This is a genomic window from Paenibacillus sp. Y301, assembly GCF_059445505.1.
In genome coordinates this window covers 12,675-30,834 of record NZ_JCAIUL010000016.1, presented here as the reverse complement: position 1 = coordinate 30,834, position 18,160 = coordinate 12,675, and the positions used below count along the sequence as shown (strand labels likewise).

Here is an 18,160-nt window from a genome sequence, read left to right as displayed (position 1 = left end):
GAAAAGAGGAATTCGGTATGGGTTTTCAGACGGAATTTAATTCAGTATGTAAGTTCAAGAATGAACAGGAACTCTATGAATTGTTAGAATATGGACGTGGAAAAATGGTTAAGAAAGGCTTTCGCGTCTATCCAACAGGACAGAAGGTCATTGCGTACACACCGAATAATGTGGCTATTGCAATCGTCAAAATTGTCGGATGTATCGCTGAAATTAACTTTCAGGGAGACGAAGTGACAGAAGTGGAGATGGAGTTCATTCGTAAACTAAATGATGATGAATCTCGAATTCAGACTAATTTAGCGTATGAGATGTTCTTCTGCGAACAAGAGGCATGATTGTTCGTTTCGGTTATGTAGCGATGTCTAAGGTGGTGCAGAATGCATCTCCTTCCAAGACGATGACGATGGCGAGTTTCAATAAGATATCTGATCGGGAAGCGGCGCTTCGGAAGCTGGAGCGAATTGCTCAGGAGAATCTGCACAATACGTTGCGGCTTCTGAAGCATTGTATTGGACATGACATTAAGGTATATCGATTCTCTTCAAAGTTGATTCCATTAGCAACACATGGGGATCTTGCAGATTGGAACCCTATGATCGCACTGAAGGATTCATTTCTTGAAGTAGGAGACTACATTAACAAACATGGAATGAGAGTCTCCTTTCATCCTGATCATTTCACCGTGTTAAGTACGCCTCGTCCTGAGGTGTTAATCAGCTCGGTTCGTGATCTCCATCATCATGTGTCTATGCTTACAGCGATGGGTCTGAATGCTACGGCTAAGAACAATATTCATATAGGCGGAGCTTATGGAGACAAGCTGTCTGCAGCAGCGAGGTTTGAAGAGCATTTTGCCCAATTGAGTAGTGATATTCAGGAACGGCTAACGCTTGAGAATGACGATAAGACATTTAATGCTGTTGAGACTTTGAACGTATGCCAGCATGTTGGACTACCTATGGTTCTGGATATTCATCATCAATGGGTGAACAACGAGGGAGAGCAACCTTGGGACCTGTGGCCAGATATTCTTAAGACATGGGGTAGCCCACTAGCACAAGCTGATACATTACCTGGTATGCCACTTGCTCCTAAGATTCATGTATCTAGCCCGAAGAGTGTCACGGATATCCGAAGTCATGCAGATGGCATCGAGATCGGTCCACTACTGGATTTCTTGAGACATATCTCAGGCGACACGCAGAATTTGGATGTTATGATTGAAGCGAAAAATAAAGATGTGGCTTTGTTTGGATTGATGGAGGATATGGCTCAGTTCACTTCTGAAGGGGTAACTATTCGGGATGGGTCAACCATCGAAATTCTCCCTTAACTGTGAAAGTGAATCCGTGCTTGAAATGAAAGGTAAAATGAGGTATTTTGAAATGTAATCATGATTACTTTGAATGGTTGAAGGGAGATAATAATGGTGGGGAAGCTGTTAGAAGGAAAGAATATCGTTGTGATGGGTGTTGCAAATGATCGGAGCATTGCTTGGGGGATCGCTCAGAGCTTAGCAGACCAAGGCGCACGACTTGCATTTACATATGAAAGTGAACGGGTAGAAGGACGTGTTCGTAAGCTAGCAGACACGATTCCAAATTCGCTAGTTCTTCCTTGTAACGTAACCAACGATGCAGATATCGATCAACTTGCGGAGACACTGAAGGGTGAATTTGGTGTACTTCATGGTATTGCACATTGTATAGCTTTTGCAAAAGGAGAAGATCTAGAAGGCCAATTCTACGATACATCCCGTGATGGCTTCGCTCTAGCTCATGACGTAAGCGTGTATTCGCTCGTTGCTGTGGTTCAACGATTACAGCCACTTATGACTGAAGGCGGTAGCGTGGTAACGTTGAGTTATATGGGTGCTGTACGCGTGATGCGCAATTACAACGTAATGGGTGTGGCTAAGGCTGCTTTAGAGTCTTCTGTTATGTATTTGGCTAATGATCTAGGAGAACGAAATATCCGTGTTAACGCAATCTCAGCAGGACCTATTCGTACCTTGGCTGCTAAGGGAATTGGAGATTTCAACTCCATTCTGAAGATTGTTGAGGAGAAAGCCCCTCTTCGTCGTGGAACGGATACGGCAGAAGTTGGAGATACCGCAATGTTCTTAATGAGCCACTTATCCCGAGGTATTACTGGTGAAGTCATATATGTTGATAGTGGATATCACATTACCGGGGTCTAGACTCCATTACAATTAAGCTCAATCATATGAGCACTGAAGTATGAACAATATCAAAGTTCGTTCTGGATCCAAGCCCAAGGAAAGGCGCGGCAAGGGACGGACTTTTTGTTTGTTATGGAAGAACAATATCATCAATTAGTCGAAAAAAGGCTATAATAGCGCCATTTGTCTGAAACTTTGAACAAGGAATGGCGTATACTTGTAAAAAAGAGAAATGAATTGATAGATTTAAACAGAAAGTAGATGAGTGCTTTGAACAGAGAGGAAAAGGTTCCTTATGTCGTGACAAGCAAGGGATATACCGCAGTCGCGATTAATGCGGCAGCAAAAGCTGGGGAATGGATTAAGAGTAAATTAGGTACAGTTAAAGAATTGAGTACTAAGTATTCTCCGCAAGATCTAGTGACTGAAGTAGATAAAGGTGCGGAGCAGATGATTCGTAAGCTTATTCTGACTCATTTCCCGGATCATGCTATTCTTGGTGAAGAAGGGGTCGAACCTGGACCACAAGCTTCAGCACGGGCGTTGGAAGAATCTATAGAAGAAGAATACTTATGGATTGTTGATCCTGTAGATGGTACAACAAATTATGTACATGGATATCCTTTTTATGCCGTGTCCATTGCGCTTGCCCATAAAGGAGAAGTCATTGTAGGTGTCATTTATGATCCCTCTAGAGATGAATTGTTTGTGGCTGAGAAAGGGAAGGGAGCTTACGTACACGGTAATCCTACCCATGTATCCATAGAGAATACATTGGCAACAAGTCTTCTAGCAACGGGATTTCCTGCAGATCATAGTTTCGCTTTTCCTATCAACATGGTAGGATTGCAGCATCTAGCTCCAAATGTTCGTAATATTCGTTCTGGTGGATCGGCAGCATTACACATGGCATATGTAGCAACGGGTAGAATAAGCGGTTATTGGGAAATTGGCCTGAATTCATGGGATTTAGCAGCGGGTGTCCTATTGGTAAAAGAATCAGGCGGAACCGTTACCGATACCCTAGGACGTCCATATGATTTAAGTGTAAGACATATCGTAGCTAGTAATGGACATATTCATGATGAGTTGGTCGATTCTCTTAAGGAAGCGGAAGCGACTGGACTATAGGGGTATGAATGTATTGAAGAAGATGAAGAGTTGAATACTCAAAATGGATTAGTTTCCTTAAAATAGAGTAATTCCCTTAAAATTTAGGGAATACTCTTTTTTTGCGTACATTTTTAATGGTAAGATGGTTAAACCGAGACCCATCGAATGATAGAGGGTAGCGAGTTATTCAGGGGGAGTTGAAGGAATGTTTCAATGGAAGAAGTATATTTCGGCCACAACTGGACTAGTATTGTTATCTTCTATGCTAATCGGTGCAGTAAGTGCATCTACACCAAGTGAAGGGCCTGTGCAAAGTTCCTATCGCGTTGTTGCCATTGGGGATTCTCTTTCAGTTGGTTATGAACCAGCAATGGATGAGAACAGCGTACCCTATGGTTTCGTGGAGAGATTACACGAGCAGGGACTATTCCGTGGGAGAACAACGGTAGCCAATTACGGCATATTAGGGTTGAAGGGAACAGGTCTAGAACACTTCGTTGAAGCAGCAAAGAAGGGACAGTCCATCACAGCCGATGCCATTCAGGCAGGTCTTCCTGATCCTAGAGCTGACAAGATTGGTGCTTCTGCAATTCAACTAAAAGAGGATATTACATCAGCTGACCTCATTACGATTACTATCGGTGGCAATGATTTCAAACCTATTATTGAGAGTTCACTTACATCAGGAAGCGAAGGTCTCATGTCGAGTATGGAGAGCTTATTCACTTCTTATAAGACTTCTATGACTTCTGTCATTGGTAATATACATGAATTAAATCCAGATGCATTAATCGTGGTAGCCGATCAATATAACCCGATCCCCTCCATTGCTAACCGAGAGATATATCCTAACTTGATTGCATCTGCCACTGCATTCACAGATGTTGTAGATAAGTTAGCAGCAGGTTATCAGAGTCAAGGGGTCAATGTAAAGGTAGCCCATGTGGCGAAGGAATTCGTTGGTGGTGAATCAACAATGACTCATATTATTGTAGATCGAGATATCCATCCTAATCAATTAGGATACGAGGCAATAGCTAAAGTATTTGCAGAAACCATTTGGGGACAATACCTGAAGCCATCCACAGTAGACAAAGCATTGCCGATGACAATTGTGGTGAAGGGACAGGAGCTGAAGACCCCTTATCAGCCTGTACTACGAAATAATCAGAACTATGTTGCGATCAAAGATATCGTTGATGCAGTGGGGGCTACTTCTATATGGGATAGCAAAACATCCAGTGCTACGATTACAAATGGTGATTTAACAGTCGTTATCACAATTGGCTCATCAAGTGTAGTAGTAAATGGTCAATCTATACCTGTTAGTACACCGGCCTTTATAAATAAAGTAGGCAAAGAAGGAAAGACTTATGTTCCATTAGCTGTATTGGCTACAGGACTAGGTTTTGATGTAGAATATAGTGCTAAATTAAGAACAGCTTTTATAAATCCATAACATAATAAACTATACAGCTATGTTAAACAGTCGTCTCTATCGGGGGCGACTGTTTATTAATATAGATATAGGGGGCTGACTCTATTTTGATATCAAAATATAAAAGCGCTTACTTAAATACGAGCATCCATTATAAGATGATTGGCCTGATTTCATTATTAATGTTAGTCAGCTTTGCGATATACATAACCGTTTTGAAAAATGTATTTAGTATATACGATGAACAGATTTACGAGAAATCTTCTCAAGTGCTAACGATGTCTTCGGTTGGAATAGAGAGTCAGTTGAAGGAACTGGAGGAACTGTCTTTTAAAGTCGTGTCAGATGAACAAATTCAGAGCTCCTTAATGAGGTTACAACATGCGAGTACAGCCTATGAGAAATTATTACTACGCAAAAAGATAACGAATCGAATTATCGCTTTTGCAGGTTCAGAGAAATATGTGTATTCCATGATGGTTATAGACAAGGAAAAGAACGCCATGGTGGCGGGCAATCGGGAAGGGATTCCGCAAGCCTTACAGACGGATCTTATTCAATTAGCTGAAAAGAACAAGGGTTCAAACGCTTGGATGATGGGGGGAAGAGGATTCTCCTTGCTAGGTGTGCGACAAATCAAGTCATTTACAGATGCAACATTCACACTAGAGAACTTGGGTACCCTTGTATTCAGGGTTAGGATTGATAGAATTGTGGACGATCAAGTGCAAGATGCAGGAAATGGTGGCCAATTAATGATTACGGATGGTCAAGACATTCTTTACCCCGAGGAACCTCTACTTACCGGTACTGAGATATTGAATGAAATGGATCATGATACACCCTATAGTATAGATTCTTATGAGCAGGGTAGATTCTTTACGGCGAGATTCCGTTCTTCGAACACAGATTGGACATACTTCCACATCACACCCTTTCAACAAATGTTTGAAAAGATTACGTTCATCAAAAGTTTTGTTACCACGATCTTTATATTTATTTTTGTGATGGCGATCTTGTTTGGTACAAGACTTGCGCTGAGTATTACTAGACCGATTGATCGATTGATCAAAAAAATGAAAAAAATCGAAAAAGGAGATCTCGATAATCTGGAAGAAATCGCTCTAGGTTCGATCCCTTCATCACCTCAGTCAGAGGTGGGGTTACTCCATCGTACTTTCAAAATGATGATTCAACGCATTCGTGAATTAATTAACGAGAATTATACGAAGCAACTTCTCATTCGAGAGACTGAACTTAAAGCGCTCCAAGCACAGATCAATCCTCATTTTCTATATAACACGCTTGAATCGATCAATTGGTTAGCAAAAGCGAACAAACAAGATCAGATATCTACCATGGTGGAGTCCCTAGCATTTCTATTAAGGAGTTCGGTTAGTTTCAATGAGTCACTGATCCCTCTTAGTAAGGAATTGGAAATTGTATGGAGTTATATCACAATACAGAAGACTCGATTCGAGGAGCGACTTGATTTCAGTGTTCATATTCCTGATTCACTTGAGAATGCACTTATACCTAAGTTAACGCTACAACCTATTGTGGAGAATGCTATCCATTATGCTTTGGAGCCTAATATTGAACCTTGTCGGATTCGTATTGTGGTAAAAGAACGAAATGGAGTCATTCATATTGCCATAGAAGATGATGGCCCGGGTATGGAACCTGAGTTTATCAAACGACTATTAGCAGGCAAAGTACAGACAAGGGGTGTAGGAATTGGACTCTCTAATATAGAGGAGCGAATTCGATTAACCTTTGGAAATGAGTGGGGAATCCATATCCTAAGCGAACCTAATATACAGACTTCTGTACAACTTACGATTCCCTATGTCAAAGGAGATGATCAGGATGTATAAAGTAATGCTAGTAGATGATGAACGTGTCATTCTCGAAGGGATCTCCCAAGTCGTGGATTGGGGAAGTTGTGGGAGCATGCTGATCGACACCGCTAGAAACGGGATAGAAGCCTATGAGAAAATTGAATCCAATCAGCCCGACATTGTCATCAGTGATATTTCTATGCCAGGTTTAGATGGTCTGGGTCTTGTGGAGAAGACCGCCGTGAATTTCCCAAACATCCAATTCATTATGTTGTCTGGATACAAAGATTTCGACTATGCCAGACGTGCAATGCAGTATGGTGTGAAGCATTATTTACTTAAACCTTGTAATGAGGGACAGATTCTTGGGGCCATTGCTGAATTGCTCAAAGAACGAGAACAACAGAAAGAGAATGCTGAATTTGTGAACCGTATGAAACAAGGCCTCAAAAAGGTACTTCCACATGTAAAAGAACAATTCCTGAAGGAGTTCATAACCAATAAAACATACGGGAGTAGCGATGTGGAATATTATCAAGACTTATTTGAACTCCCATTAAATAGTCAGACCGTCCGAATGATTCTATTCCGACAGGATGATTCACACGAATATGAGCATTTGTTCGCACTGAAGAATATTGCGGAGGATATTCTGGAAGGTGTTCTGCTGAGCACAACAATTGAGGGATGTCTATTAATCCTATTAACTGATCCGCCCCTTGTAGATCTCCTTATTCAGGGAATTGAGACAGTGAGATCGACATTCTTTAGATTCTATAAATTGGATGTAACGATTGCACTTAGCGATGCAGATCGTATGGTACATTCCCGCAAATTGTATCGGGAGATGCTGCAATGTATGAATCACCGATTCTATGTAGGTGAAGGTAGCTTGATCATGATGCATGATTTAGCACTACCTGATACAGAAGTTGTTCTAAATCTCCATGATATCTTAGATGAGGAGAAGTTTTGTCTGCTCGTCAAATCAGGAAATGAGCAAGAAGTATGCCATGAAATGGATAGATTATTCAGACAACTAGGTGAACAGAAATTAGAAATTGCCGTTACACGATCCTACATACTTCAGCTATATGCAGCGATGATACGGATTTGTCCCCCAGAAGAGACGAATTCTTTTACCAAAGGTATGGCCGTGCTAGCTGAAATGAATACGCTAGGTGGTCTCAAATCATTTGTATTTAAAGAAGCAAGCCAACTGACCGCAGGTTACTATAACAATTACATTCATCGTCAATCTTCTGTGGTAGATAAAATGATCGCAATTATTGAGAGCAACTATGGAAATGACGAGTTATCTTTAAATGGTGTTGCGAATGAAATATTGTACATGAATCCTGATTATCTAGGGAAAATTTTCAAAAAAGTGACAGGCAGTAATTTCTCCCATTATGTGAATCAATATCGGATCAAACGGGCATGCGAATATATACGTTTCGGCGGAGATGTAAAGGTGTTCGAACTTGCTGATAAGTTTGGATTCGCAGGGAACTCACAATATTTTAGTCAAGTGTTTAAGAAGAGTACGGGTATGACTCCTACTGAATTCAAGAGATCCTATGAATGATAATTCCGATAGGGTATAGAACTCTGTTTTTTAAACCAAGAGCTCTGTTTTGTGTATTCAATTCCAATTCCTAATTTGGGAGAATGAAATTGTAATAATGAAAGCGCTACCAACAGTGAGCGGAAGTGAATGATCATTTTTGAAAAGGGGAGAAGATGACATGAAGAAAAGAGCGACAATGTTGATGACGGTAATGATGCTTCTATTCGTAACGGCATGTGGAAACACAAACTCAAACAATGGTAATAGCGAAGTGACAGCTAGCAATACGGGTTCTAGTGGGGAAAGTACGGATACGAAGAAAAATGTAACTTTACGAATTGCTTGGTGGGGATCTGACACACGTCATGAATATACACAAAAAGTTATCGATATGTACAAAGTCAAAAATTCGAACGTAAAAATTGATTTTGAATATGCCTCTTTCGATGATTACTGGAAGAAACTCGCACCTCAAGCAGCAGCGAATCAGCTCCCAGACATTTTGCAAATGGACGTTTCTTATATTAGCCAGTATGCCAAGAATGGACAGTTAGAAGATCTCAGTCCTTACTTGAACAATCAGATTCAACTAAGTGATGTTAACGAGAATGTACTTAGCACGGGAATCATTGCGGGTAAGCAATATGGGATTCCGACAGGGGTTAATGTTCTTGGGTATCAATATGATCCGGCTCTTCTAAAGAAGGTGGGTATTGATACGATTCCAGCAGATTGGGACTGGGATAAGTACGAAGAGCTTGGGAATAAAGCGGCTGCTAGCAAGCTGTACTTTGATAGCGGCATGGCACCAGATATTTTCTTCAACTATTATCTTCGTACAAAAGGTCTAACGTTATATAATTCTGACGGTACAGCACTTGGATATGAAGATGATGCATTATTCGTAGATTATTTCGATCGTCTTGCTCGGATGGTGAAGACAGGAGCTGCACCGGATCCAGGTGTGATAAATCAATCCAAAGGAATTGTGGAAGAGTCTGATGTTGTGAAAGAAAAAGGGATTGGTATTTGGCAGTGGTCGAATCAATTCTCAGGATTACAGACCGTTGTGAACCGTCCAATGGAATTCGCACCTATGGTTGGACCCGATATGGAGAAAGGTTTGTACATGCAACCAAGTATGTACTGGGCAGTGACTTCTAACTCGAAAGCAAAGGAAGAAGCAGCGAAATTTATCGACTTCTGGATTAACGATGTGGAAGCGAACAAATTGATCAAGGGAGATCGTGGTGTACCTATCTCTAGCAAAATAAAAGATTCCTTGGCACCTGAATTGAGTGATCAAACGAAGCAAGTATTTGATTTCGTAGCGGCAATGGAACCTAAATCCTCACCGATGAGTTCTCCTCCTCCTGTAGGATCTCCTGAAATTATTGCCATGTTGACGGATTATGCAGAAAGTATCAACTTTGGACAGACGACTGCAGCAGAAGTTGCACCGAAATTTAGAGAAGCTGCAAATGCCATCCTAGCAAATAATAAGTAGAAGCAAAGCGCACCAGGATTTGAATGATCGTACCTACCCTATAGATTCTAGTTCATTCTATAGATTTACTTGAATCATTAGTCAACCATTCGGAGGGGGGGAAACACCCATCTCCGAATGACTATCTGATGGTTATGTATAAGGGGGTACAACAGATCAATAGGAGGCAGGGTATGTTGCGACGACATGGATTACTGAAATCGAATTTAACCGGATATGCATTCATTAGCCCGTTTATTATAGGTTTTCTAGCATTTACTCTTATACCAATGATTATCTCACTTTATTTATCATTCACGAGTTATAATTTGTTCTCTTCACCCCGATGGGTTGGATTTGATAATTTCGAGAAGATGTTCCTTAATGATCCTAAATATTGGAATTCAGTAAGGGTGACGATGATCTATGTGTTACTTGGGGTTCCGTTACGCCTCATATTTGCTCTGTTTGTAGCTATGATACTTAATACAAAGTCACGGATGGTAGGCGCATATAGAACGATGTATTATCTTCCTTCCATTATTGGAGGTAGCGTAGCCGTATCCATTATGTGGCGCAACATCTTCAGTAACGAGGGAATTGTGAATAGTGTTATAGGATGGTTCGGGATAAGTCCTGTACAGTGGTTCGGAAATCCTAGTGCTTCTCTGGGTATGTTGATCTCGTTATCGGTATGGCAGTTTGGATCGTCCATGCTTATCTTCCTTGCGGGTCTCAAGAATATCTCGCCAGAAATGTATGAAGCCGCTGGAGTGGATGGTGCCAAACCAATACGGAAGTTTTTCAGCATTACTCTTCCTTTGCTCAGCCCAATTGTGTTGTTCAATACGATTATGCAGACCATTAGTGCCTTCATGACATTCGTCCCTGCCTATGTTATCTCTAAGGGTGAGGGTGGTCCTATGGACGGTACGATGTTGTATTCTCTGTATTTATTCCGCCAAGCATTTATGTTCAATAATATGGGATATGCGTCAGCTATGGCCTGGATGATGCTCATCCTTATAGGAATCATGACAGGGCTCCTCTTTATGACATCTAAGTTCTGGGTATTCTACGAAACGGAAGGGGGGCGCTGATTGATATGGCATGGAGAAGAATAAAATGGCCCATTTATCATGTGATCGTTGCAGCGCTTGCCATTCTAATGCTCTATCCAGTTCTATGGATGCTCTTCAGCTCTTTCAAAGAAAGTCGGACCATATTCATGACGGCAGATTCACTGTTTCCCGAGACATGGATCTGGAGTAATTATGCAGTGGGATGGAAAGGGACGATTTATCCTTTTAGTAAATACTTGATGAATACAACAGTCATTGTTGTGATCGCAACGATCGGAGCTGTACTATCTTCATCTTTAATTGCATTCGGATTCGCTAGACTTCGATTCGTTGGACAGAAATTCTGGTTCTCATTAATGATGGTTACGTTAATGCTTCCACATGATGTCGTGCTTGTACCCCAGTATGTCATCTTTACGAAATTGGGTTGGATTAATACCATTCTACCGCTTGTTGTGCCTTCATTCTTCGGAATGCCATTCTTTATTTTCTTGATGGTTCAATTCATCAGAACGATTCCAGGGGAACTGGATGACGCCGCATCTATTGATGGGTGTGGTAAGTTTCGGTTGTACTTACAGATTATTATGCCACTCTTGAAATCTTCATTAGCGACAGCCGCAATCTTCTCATTCTACTGGCGCTGGGAGGACTTACTTGGACCGGTACTTTATCTTAATTCTCCAGAGAAATATACGGTCTCCATGGCCCTTAAAATGTTCCTTGATAGCGAGTCAGCATCGAACTGGGGTGCGATGTTTGCCATGTCGATTGTCAGTCTAATTCCAGTTATCGCTGTATTCTTTGTTTTCCAGAAACAAATTGTAGAGGGTATGACTAGTAGTGGATTAAAAGGATAGGAGGGAGTGTGTCGTAGCTATAAGTATGAATACAGAATGGGCATTTGACTTCGGACCTGGGATGCCTGCAAAGGGATTTATTGGGGTATCACCAGATCTACGTTATGAGGATGAGTTAGGTTATGGGTTCGAAGGAAACGGACAAGTATATGGACGGAATCGTTTGCATAGATTGAATGAGGATACAGCTGATTCTACTTCGGCGGATGGACATCTACGACAGAGTTTTTGTATCCCCATAGCCATGAACTTTGTTGTGAAATTATCTAATGGCACATACCTAGTTACGATTGAAGTTGGAGACGATCTAGCGGATACATTAACGATAGTCAAAGCGGGAGAGAACATGGCCGTGCTACCTCTCATTTCAACTTTTCAGGGACAGTTCAAGAAGATGATGTTCTCTGTTCCTGTGCGAGATGGGAAACTAGTGATTCGATTCACGGGCGCAGCACCTCGTATAAATGTCTTACACATTTCTCCAGCAGCAGGCACACTTACCCTGTTTATAGCAGGTGATTCTACTGTAACGGATCAACCTGCAGTTGGTTATCCATATGCGGGTTGGGGCCAGATGCTTCCGAGGTTGTTCAAGCATGATGTGCTTGTAGATAACCATGCGTTATCCGGACGAAGTTCTCGGAGTTTCATAGAGGAAGGAAGGCTAGACAGGATCATGGAGAAAATGCTACCAGGGGACTTCCTCTTCATTCAATTCGGTCACAACGATGAGAAGAGCGATTCTGCTCGTGGAACGAAGCCCTTCAGCACATATAAACAATATTTGAAGATCTATATTGAAGCTACAAAGAATAAGCAGGCTTATCCTGTATTGGTTACGCCAGTTCACAGACGTTACTTTAATAGTGATGGTACCTTATCAGATACGCATGGCGACTATATTACAGCAATGAGAGAACTAGCTGTTGAAGAGGATGTACCGTTGATTGATCTAGCAGCAGAAAGTAAGATTCTGTTCGAGAATGCAGGGATAGAAGGAAGTAAGGAATACTTCATGTGGTCTTACCCAGGTGAATATTTGAACCATCCTGGGGGAGTAGAGGATAACACACATTTTCAAGAATGTGGAGCATTCCGACTAGCCGAACGAGTAGCAGAAGGTATTTGCTCGTTAGACATACAACCTCTTCGAATGTATTTGAGATAAGTGAATGGGAAGGGAATGAGGGAATAAGATGCCAGCATTAGTGTTTGATGAACAAGAGATTCTCAAGATAATAGACCGGGTAGTGGATCGCACATTTAATATGGACTTTCATTGGGATTGGCCAGGTGGTGTGGCTTTCTACGGTATTTGTGAAGCTTATCATGCTACAGGTAAGGGTGAATATTTAGAACGGTTAAAGGCATGGGCCGATGAGAATATGGCGGATGGTTTACCGAAACTATCGGTGAATGGCGTATCCGTAGGACACTCCTTGTTAACCTTGTATGAAGCAACGCAAGAGAAGAAATATTTAGATATTGCAATTGAAATGGCCGAGTTCCTTACGCATCAAGCGGAACGGTTCGGAGAAGGAGTTTTCCAACATACAGTCAATTCTGACCATGATATTTTTCCTGAACAAGCTTGGGTAGATACGATGTTTATGGCGGGATATTATTTACTGCGAATCGGATATTTAACAGGGAACAGGGACTATATTGAAGATGGATTGAAGCAGTATCATGGACATGAGAAATATCTTCAGGATCCAAATACGAATCTTTATTATCATGGATGGGATCATGTGAACCAGAATCATATGTCTGGTATGTACTGGACTCGGGGAAATTCATGGGCAGCACTGACGATGTCAAAAGCACTGAAGTTAGTCGAAGTAACGCATCCCTCATACATGATGATTGATGGATCACTCCGTGATCAGTTGAGCACTTTGGTTAGGTTACAATCTCCTGAGGGATTATGGCATACCCTTCTGCAAGATGAGTCTTCTTATCTTGAAGTTTCAGGCTCTGCGGGGATTGCTACAGCTATTCTCATGCGAGGACGCTTATATAATAAGTATACACAGAAAGCTATAGAGGGGATTCTAGCACGCATTAAGGAAGATGGCACAGTGCTGGAGGTATCGGCAGGTACGGCAGTGATGAATGATATTCAAGGATATCGCGATGTCCCATATAACCGAATCCAAGGCTGGGGTCAGGGGTTAACGTTAGCTTTTCTAGCGGAACTCTTGCGCACGAAAGAAACTGTGTACGGATAAGAATGGAGGAGCGTCGATGAATGAATCAAGTGGTGTACATCTCCAAGGACGAGGACATACGTACTGGGTTATTCCCGATGGCTATATTCCTCAGGTGAGTCAAGGTGAACTAGAGAGTCATGAAAGTATATGTGTGTTGAATTGTGGAACACAGCAGGCGGAGCTTAACATCACTATTTTCTTCGAGGATCGTGAACCGTTAGAGAATATTGTTGAATCCGTCGATGGACGGAGAACGAAGCATATTCGAACAGCATCATTACGTAGGGATGGACAGTATATTCCCAAAGCGGTTCCTTATGCAATTACGGTAGAGAGTAATGTTCCTGTCATTGTTCAATATAGCCGATTAGATTCAACGCAAGCAGCATTAGCTCTGATGAGTGTTATGGCATACCCTGTCATATAACTAGATAATAGATTGGCTCGCCAAAGGTCGAAATATAATCTAATCCATAATAAAAATCCGACTCTGATGGTAGAGTCGGATTTTTATTATGTTCTATGTTATGAATGGGATATTTAGAGACTCATTTCTCGAAGTGATTGATCTGCAGCTTCAAGTGTTTGATCTATATCTTCATCCGTATGAGCCGTTGTAAGGAACCATGCTTCATATTTAGAAGGTGCTAGGTTGATCCCATGATTCAACATATGGCGGAAGAATGATGCAAAGACTTCGCCATCCGTGTCTTGGGCTTCATCATAATTGGTTACAGGATGATCGCAGAAATGAGTAGAGAATGATCCACGAATCTGGTTAATCGTTAGTGGAATGCCATGACGATCTGCAGAAGCTTGAAGGCCATGAGTAAGCTTCACGGCTAATCGGTTCATCTCTTCATAGACACCTTCACCTTGTAGTACTTCCAAACAAGCGATACCGGAAAGAATGGAAGCAGGGTTGCCTGCCATCGTGCCAGCTTGATATGCAGGTCCAAGTGGGGCAACCTGTTCCATGACATGCTTTCTACCCCCGTAGGCACCAATAGGTAGCCCACCTCCTATGATTTTACCTAGAGCTGTTAAGTCAGGGGTGATAGCTTCATGATTGTGTAAACCATCAAAAGTCTGAGTTGATCCGTAGTGGAAACGGAAGGCAGTAATGACTTCGTCATAGATGACAAGTGATCCATTATCATGAGTCATTTGGCAGAGACCTTCTAGGAAACTATCTTGAGGCATAACCATTCCGAAATTACCAACAATGGGTTCGACCATAACGGCTGCAACATCATCGCCCCAGCGTTCAAGTGCAGCTCTCAGTCCTTCAAGGTCATTAAAAGGGACTGTAATCACTTCTTGAGCGATACTAGCTGGAATCCCAGCACTATCTGGAATGCCTAGCGTAGAAGGACCTGAGCCAGCAGCGACAAGGACTAAGTCCGAATGGCCGTGATAGCAGCCAGCAAATTTAATGATTTTATTACGTTTCGTATAAGCACGTGCTACACGGATCGTAGTCATGACAGCTTCCGTACCCGAATTAACAAATCGAACTTTATCCATGGAAGGAATAGCTTCCTTCAACATCATGGCTAACTGAATTTCCCACTCTGTAGGAGCGCCATAAAGAGTACCGTTCTCAGCTGCCTTTGTTATAGCTGCTGTAATATGAGGATGTGCATGTCCAGTGATGATAGGACCATATGCTGCAAGATAATCAATATACTTATTATCATCAACATCCCAGAAATGAGCCCCTTTGGCTCGCTTCATAAAGACAGGTGCCCCGCCGCCTACAGCTTTGAATGAGCGGGAGGGACTGTTAACACCACCAACGATATGTTGTAGTGCCTTTTGGTATAAATGTTCGGATTGAGTACGTTTCATCTTGTATTTAAACTTCCTTTCGCTAATGGGTAAGGAGCAGGAGTTCGCCCAAATAACTTGGCTACTTCTGCTCCTTACAGCTGAGGTCTTACTCTCACGATTATTTATTCTGTAGTAGCTTCAACTTGATCCTCAGTAGTCTGAGTTCCAGGTTCACTTTGAGGTGCTTTAAACAAGTCCTGGATATACTGATGTAGTTCATCTAAGTCTTTCACTGTTATAACGGATGATCCACCAATATTCTCCTCTGCAAGAAGATTCATAGGAGGAATCTGCTCGCTACCTGACATAGAACTTTGATATCCAATATTGGCAAGCTTCCACATGTCGTTTGTAGAGAGGTTAGTATCAACGAATTCACTAACGCTTTCTAGAATAGAAGGAAGCTTCATAATAGAGGTTGTAGACTTCATCTTATCTGTAATGGCCTTTAAGAAATCTCTTTGCCTTTCGGTACGTGTGAAGTCAGACAGAGCATCATGTCGGAAACGGACATATTGCAAGGCTTTATCACCATCGAGATGCTGTTGTCCCTCTTTAAGATCAATATCGTATTCATGCTTGTCTGCTTTACTGCTATACTTCATGTCCTTCTCAACGTAGAAATCGACACCACCTATGGCATCAACTAGTTTAATGAATCCTTGAAAGTCTGTATACACATAATATTGAACAGGGATTCCTAATAGATCACTAATGGCCTTCATAGCTGTATTGGGACCATGTGTAATAGCTGTATTAATGCGGTCTTTCCGGAATTCAGGAATGCTGACATAGGTATCTCTAAGGATAGAAAAGAGATGGATCTTCTTCTGTACAGGATCTAATGTGACGACCATCATACTGTCAGATCGAGGAATATCTCCCTTGCTTAACCCACGACCATCCACACCCATAATCACAATACTAACAGGCTCAGTTCCTTCCCATTTAGGAGGCTCGGGGACCGCTACTTCAACCTGTTGTAGATGACTAAAAGGAGACGAATTTCCTTCTTTCTGTAATCCTTCTACACCTTTATAAAAGGATGTGACATAATATACGATATAACCAATCGCTGCAAGTAAGAGTATAGCAAGAACCCACCAAATGGTTCTTTTTGTCTTTCTTGTCATTCAAGCTTCTTCCTTTCACAATTCCGGAAATAGGTGCATTTTTCGACACTGAAAGAGTAGGATTTATTTTATTATAATTTTTTTTGCAATGACAATCAATTTAATAAGTAGATTAATGACGTATAAAGGAGAATGGTAATCATGGATACACAACTAGAAATAGGACAACATGCACCAGAATTCACACTGATGGCTTCTAATGGACAAGAGGTATCCTTAAGTGATTATCAAGGCCGTAAGGTTGTACTATATTTTTATCCGAAGAATATGACCCCGGGTTGCACACAGGAAGCATGTAGTTTCCGAGATGCGAATGCTGAGATAGAAGCACAGGGTGCTGTTATTCTAGGTATTAGTCCAGACGAGTTGAAATCACATGCTAAGTTTATTGAACGTAATGATCTTCCATTTCTTCTATTATCGGATACTGATCACGTCGTAAGTGAAAAGTATGGTGTCTGGCAACTCAAGAAAATGTATGGAAGAGAGTATCTAGGTATAGTTAGATCTACATTTCTTATTGATGAAGAGGGAATACTTGTGAAGGAATGGCGCAAGATAAAAGTAGCAGGACACACAGAAGAAGTATTGAAGACATTATAATGAGTAGGAAATTAGCTACTATGAAGATATGACGGTTCAACTATTGACATGCACTTTTAAAAAAAAGATCAAAGAGCCAACATCTTTAGAAATATAAGATGTTGGCTCTTTGATTATTCGTTTCTTATACTGGAGAATACACCACATCATCAACAATCCCATAGACTTTGGCTTCTTCGGCGGATAAGAAATAGTCTCTTTCCATGTCATTCCTTATCTTTTCTAAAGATTGACCCGTTTTCTCAGCATATAAGGAATTTAGTTGATCCTTAATCTTCAGAATTCGACGTGCAGATATTTCAATATCTGTGGCTTGACCTTGCGCACCACCCAAAGGTTGATGAATCATGATTTCACTGTGCGGTAGTGCAAGTCGTTTCCCTTTTTGGCCCGCTAACAGGAGTAATGATGCAGCGGAAGCAGCAAGTCCTGTACATATGGTTCTGACTTCCGGTTTGATAAATTGCATAGTGTCGTATACCGCAAAGGCAGCTGTAACGGAACCTCCGGGACTATTAATATAGAGAGAAATATCTTTGTCCGGATCATCTGCTGCTAGAAAGAGTAGCTGTGCAACAATGTTGTTAGCCGTCGAATCATTAATTTCTGATCCTAGAAATACAATGCGATCCTTCAACAAACGGGAGTAAATATCATAAGATCTCTCACCTTGAGAGGTCTGTTCAACAACATAAGGAATAATACTCATTTTTGTGTCCTCCTTAAAGTTTTGCGAAGCAAAACTAACTTCGAAAGCGTGGGCTTAAGTTTTGCGAAGCAAAACTGACTTCGAAAGCGTGGGC

At 41.4% G+C, this 18,160-nt stretch carries 16 protein-coding genes and 1 pseudogene; 14 read left to right on the top strand and 3 right to left on the bottom strand.

Features of this window, described 5'->3' with window-relative positions; genetic code table 11:
- Positions 1 to 17 precede the first annotated feature (17 nt).
- From AC1D69_RS20980 to AC1D69_RS20920, 13 genes are all read left to right on the top strand, one after another.
- Complete coding sequence (locus AC1D69_RS20980) at positions 18 to 338, top strand: hypothetical protein (protein ID WP_495458086.1); 321 nt, start codon at positions 18 to 20, stop codon at positions 336 to 338.
- Positions 335 to 1,336: a UV DNA damage repair endonuclease UvsE gene (gene uvsE / locus AC1D69_RS20975; RefSeq protein ID WP_495458085.1), complete on the top strand. Its 1,002-nt coding sequence runs from the start codon at positions 335 to 337 to the stop codon at positions 1,334 to 1,336. The genes AC1D69_RS20980 and uvsE overlap by 4 nt, the downstream gene beginning before the upstream one ends.
- A gap of 96 nt (positions 1,337 to 1,432) precedes the next feature.
- Positions 1,433 to 2,203 carry an enoyl-ACP reductase FabI gene (gene fabI / locus AC1D69_RS20970; RefSeq protein ID WP_495458153.1) on the top strand — a complete coding sequence of 257 codons (771 nt, stop codon included), beginning with the start codon at positions 1,433 to 1,435 and terminating at the stop codon, positions 2,201 to 2,203.
- 243 nt (positions 2,204 to 2,446) lie between these two features.
- Positions 2,447 to 3,316, top strand: a complete 870-nt coding sequence (locus tag AC1D69_RS20965; protein WP_495458084.1) for an inositol monophosphatase family protein — start codon at positions 2,447 to 2,449, stop codon at positions 3,314 to 3,316.
- A gap of 187 nt (positions 3,317 to 3,503) precedes the next feature.
- On the top strand, positions 3,504 to 4,757 hold the full coding sequence (locus AC1D69_RS20960) for a stalk domain-containing protein (protein ID WP_495458083.1): 1,254 nt from the start codon (positions 3,504 to 3,506) through the stop codon (positions 4,755 to 4,757).
- A gap of 137 nt (positions 4,758 to 4,894) precedes the next feature.
- The gene (locus AC1D69_RS20955) at positions 4,895 to 6,613 is read left to right on the top strand and encodes a cache domain-containing sensor histidine kinase (RefSeq protein WP_495458152.1); all 1,719 of its coding nucleotides are present in this window, start codon (positions 4,895 to 4,897) and stop codon (positions 6,611 to 6,613) included.
- Positions 6,606 to 8,165: a response regulator transcription factor gene (locus tag AC1D69_RS20950; RefSeq protein ID WP_495458082.1), complete on the top strand. Its 1,560-nt coding sequence runs from the start codon at positions 6,606 to 6,608 to the stop codon at positions 8,163 to 8,165. Before AC1D69_RS20955 ends, AC1D69_RS20950 begins: the two co-directional genes overlap by 8 nt.
- Positions 8,166 to 8,325: 160 nt before the next feature.
- A complete protein-coding gene (locus AC1D69_RS20945; protein WP_495458081.1) occupies positions 8,326 to 9,654 on the top strand; it encodes an ABC transporter substrate-binding protein in 1,329 nt (442 codons plus the stop codon).
- Positions 9,655 to 9,827: 173 nt separating this feature from the next.
- Positions 9,828 to 10,733 carry a carbohydrate ABC transporter permease gene (locus tag AC1D69_RS20940; protein WP_495458080.1) on the top strand — a complete coding sequence of 302 codons (906 nt, stop codon included), beginning with the start codon at positions 9,828 to 9,830 and terminating at the stop codon, positions 10,731 to 10,733.
- A 5-nt stretch (positions 10,734 to 10,738) separates the two neighbouring features.
- Positions 10,739 to 11,575 carry a carbohydrate ABC transporter permease gene (locus AC1D69_RS20935; RefSeq protein ID WP_495458079.1) on the top strand — a complete coding sequence of 279 codons (837 nt, stop codon included), beginning with the start codon at positions 10,739 to 10,741 and terminating at the stop codon, positions 11,573 to 11,575.
- A gap of 25 nt (positions 11,576 to 11,600) precedes the next feature.
- Complete coding sequence (locus tag AC1D69_RS20930; RefSeq protein WP_495458078.1) at positions 11,601 to 12,743, top strand: rhamnogalacturonan acetylesterase; 1,143 nt, start codon at positions 11,601 to 11,603, stop codon at positions 12,741 to 12,743.
- Positions 12,744 to 12,771: 28 nt separating this feature from the next.
- Positions 12,772 to 13,806: a glycoside hydrolase family 88/105 protein gene (locus AC1D69_RS20925; protein ID WP_495458077.1), complete on the top strand. Its 1,035-nt coding sequence runs from the start codon at positions 12,772 to 12,774 to the stop codon at positions 13,804 to 13,806.
- A gap of 16 nt (positions 13,807 to 13,822) precedes the next feature.
- Positions 13,823 to 14,215, top strand: coding sequence for a sensory rhodopsin transducer (locus tag AC1D69_RS20920; protein ID WP_495458076.1), 393 nt, complete (start codon positions 13,823 to 13,825; stop codon positions 14,213 to 14,215).
- 113 nt (positions 14,216 to 14,328) lie between these two features.
- Here AC1D69_RS20920 and AC1D69_RS20915 read toward each other — a convergent pair whose 3' ends face one another.
- Both AC1D69_RS20915 and AC1D69_RS20910 read right to left on the bottom strand, forming a co-directional pair.
- On the bottom strand, positions 14,329 to 15,639 hold the full coding sequence (locus tag AC1D69_RS20915; protein WP_495458075.1) for a glutamate-1-semialdehyde 2,1-aminomutase: 1,311 nt from the start codon (positions 15,637 to 15,639) through the stop codon (positions 14,329 to 14,331).
- Between the two features lie 104 nt (positions 15,640 to 15,743).
- On the bottom strand, positions 15,744 to 16,754 hold the full coding sequence (locus AC1D69_RS20910; RefSeq protein WP_495458074.1) for an LCP family protein: 1,011 nt from the start codon (positions 16,752 to 16,754) through the stop codon (positions 15,744 to 15,746).
- Positions 16,755 to 16,895: 141 nt separating this feature from the next.
- Between AC1D69_RS20910 and bcp the strand changes: the two genes are divergently transcribed.
- Positions 16,896 to 17,357, top strand: a complete 462-nt coding sequence (bcp, locus tag AC1D69_RS20905; RefSeq protein WP_495458073.1) for a thioredoxin-dependent thiol peroxidase — start codon at positions 16,896 to 16,898, stop codon at positions 17,355 to 17,357.
- A gap of 124 nt (positions 17,358 to 17,481) precedes the next feature.
- Here bcp and clpP read toward each other — a convergent pair.
- A pseudogene (clpP, locus tag AC1D69_RS20900) lies at positions 17,482 to 18,078 on the bottom strand (ATP-dependent Clp endopeptidase proteolytic subunit ClpP); the annotation flags it as partial.
- Positions 18,079 to 18,160 lie beyond the last annotated feature (82 nt).

Bases quoted from the DNA above. Each gene is read 5' to 3' on its own strand.
- AC1D69_RS20980 (WP_495458086.1), top strand. From the start codon at position 18: ATGGGTTTTCAGACGGAATTTAATTCAGTATGTAAGTTCAAGAATGAA.
- uvsE (WP_495458085.1), top strand. From the start codon at position 335: ATGATTGTTCGTTTCGGTTATGTAGCGATGTCTAAGGTGGTGCAGAAT.
- AC1D69_RS20965 (WP_495458084.1), top strand. From the start codon at position 2,447: ATGAGTGCTTTGAACAGAGAGGAAAAGGTTCCTTATGTCGTGACAAGC.
- AC1D69_RS20960 (WP_495458083.1), top strand. From the start codon at position 3,504: ATGTTTCAATGGAAGAAGTATATTTCGGCCACAACTGGACTAGTATTG.
- AC1D69_RS20955 (WP_495458152.1), top strand. From the start codon at position 4,895: ATGATTGGCCTGATTTCATTATTAATGTTAGTCAGCTTTGCGATATAC.
- AC1D69_RS20950 (WP_495458082.1), top strand. From the start codon at position 6,606: ATGTATAAAGTAATGCTAGTAGATGATGAACGTGTCATTCTCGAAGGG.
- AC1D69_RS20945 (WP_495458081.1), top strand. From the start codon at position 8,326: ATGAAGAAAAGAGCGACAATGTTGATGACGGTAATGATGCTTCTATTC.
- AC1D69_RS20940 (WP_495458080.1), top strand. From the start codon at position 9,828: ATGTTGCGACGACATGGATTACTGAAATCGAATTTAACCGGATATGCA.
- AC1D69_RS20935 (WP_495458079.1), top strand. From the start codon at position 10,739: ATGGCATGGAGAAGAATAAAATGGCCCATTTATCATGTGATCGTTGCA.
- AC1D69_RS20930 (WP_495458078.1), top strand. From the start codon at position 11,601: ATGAATACAGAATGGGCATTTGACTTCGGACCTGGGATGCCTGCAAAG.
- AC1D69_RS20925 (WP_495458077.1), top strand. From the start codon at position 12,772: ATGCCAGCATTAGTGTTTGATGAACAAGAGATTCTCAAGATAATAGAC.
- AC1D69_RS20920 (WP_495458076.1), top strand. From the start codon at position 13,823: ATGAATGAATCAAGTGGTGTACATCTCCAAGGACGAGGACATACGTAC.
- AC1D69_RS20915 (WP_495458075.1), bottom strand. From the start codon at position 15,639: ATGAAACGTACTCAATCCGAACATTTATACCAAAAGGCACTACAACAT.
- AC1D69_RS20910 (WP_495458074.1), bottom strand. From the start codon at position 16,754: ATGACAAGAAAGACAAAAAGAACCATTTGGTGGGTTCTTGCTATACTC.
- bcp (WP_495458073.1), top strand. From the start codon at position 16,896: ATGGATACACAACTAGAAATAGGACAACATGCACCAGAATTCACACTG.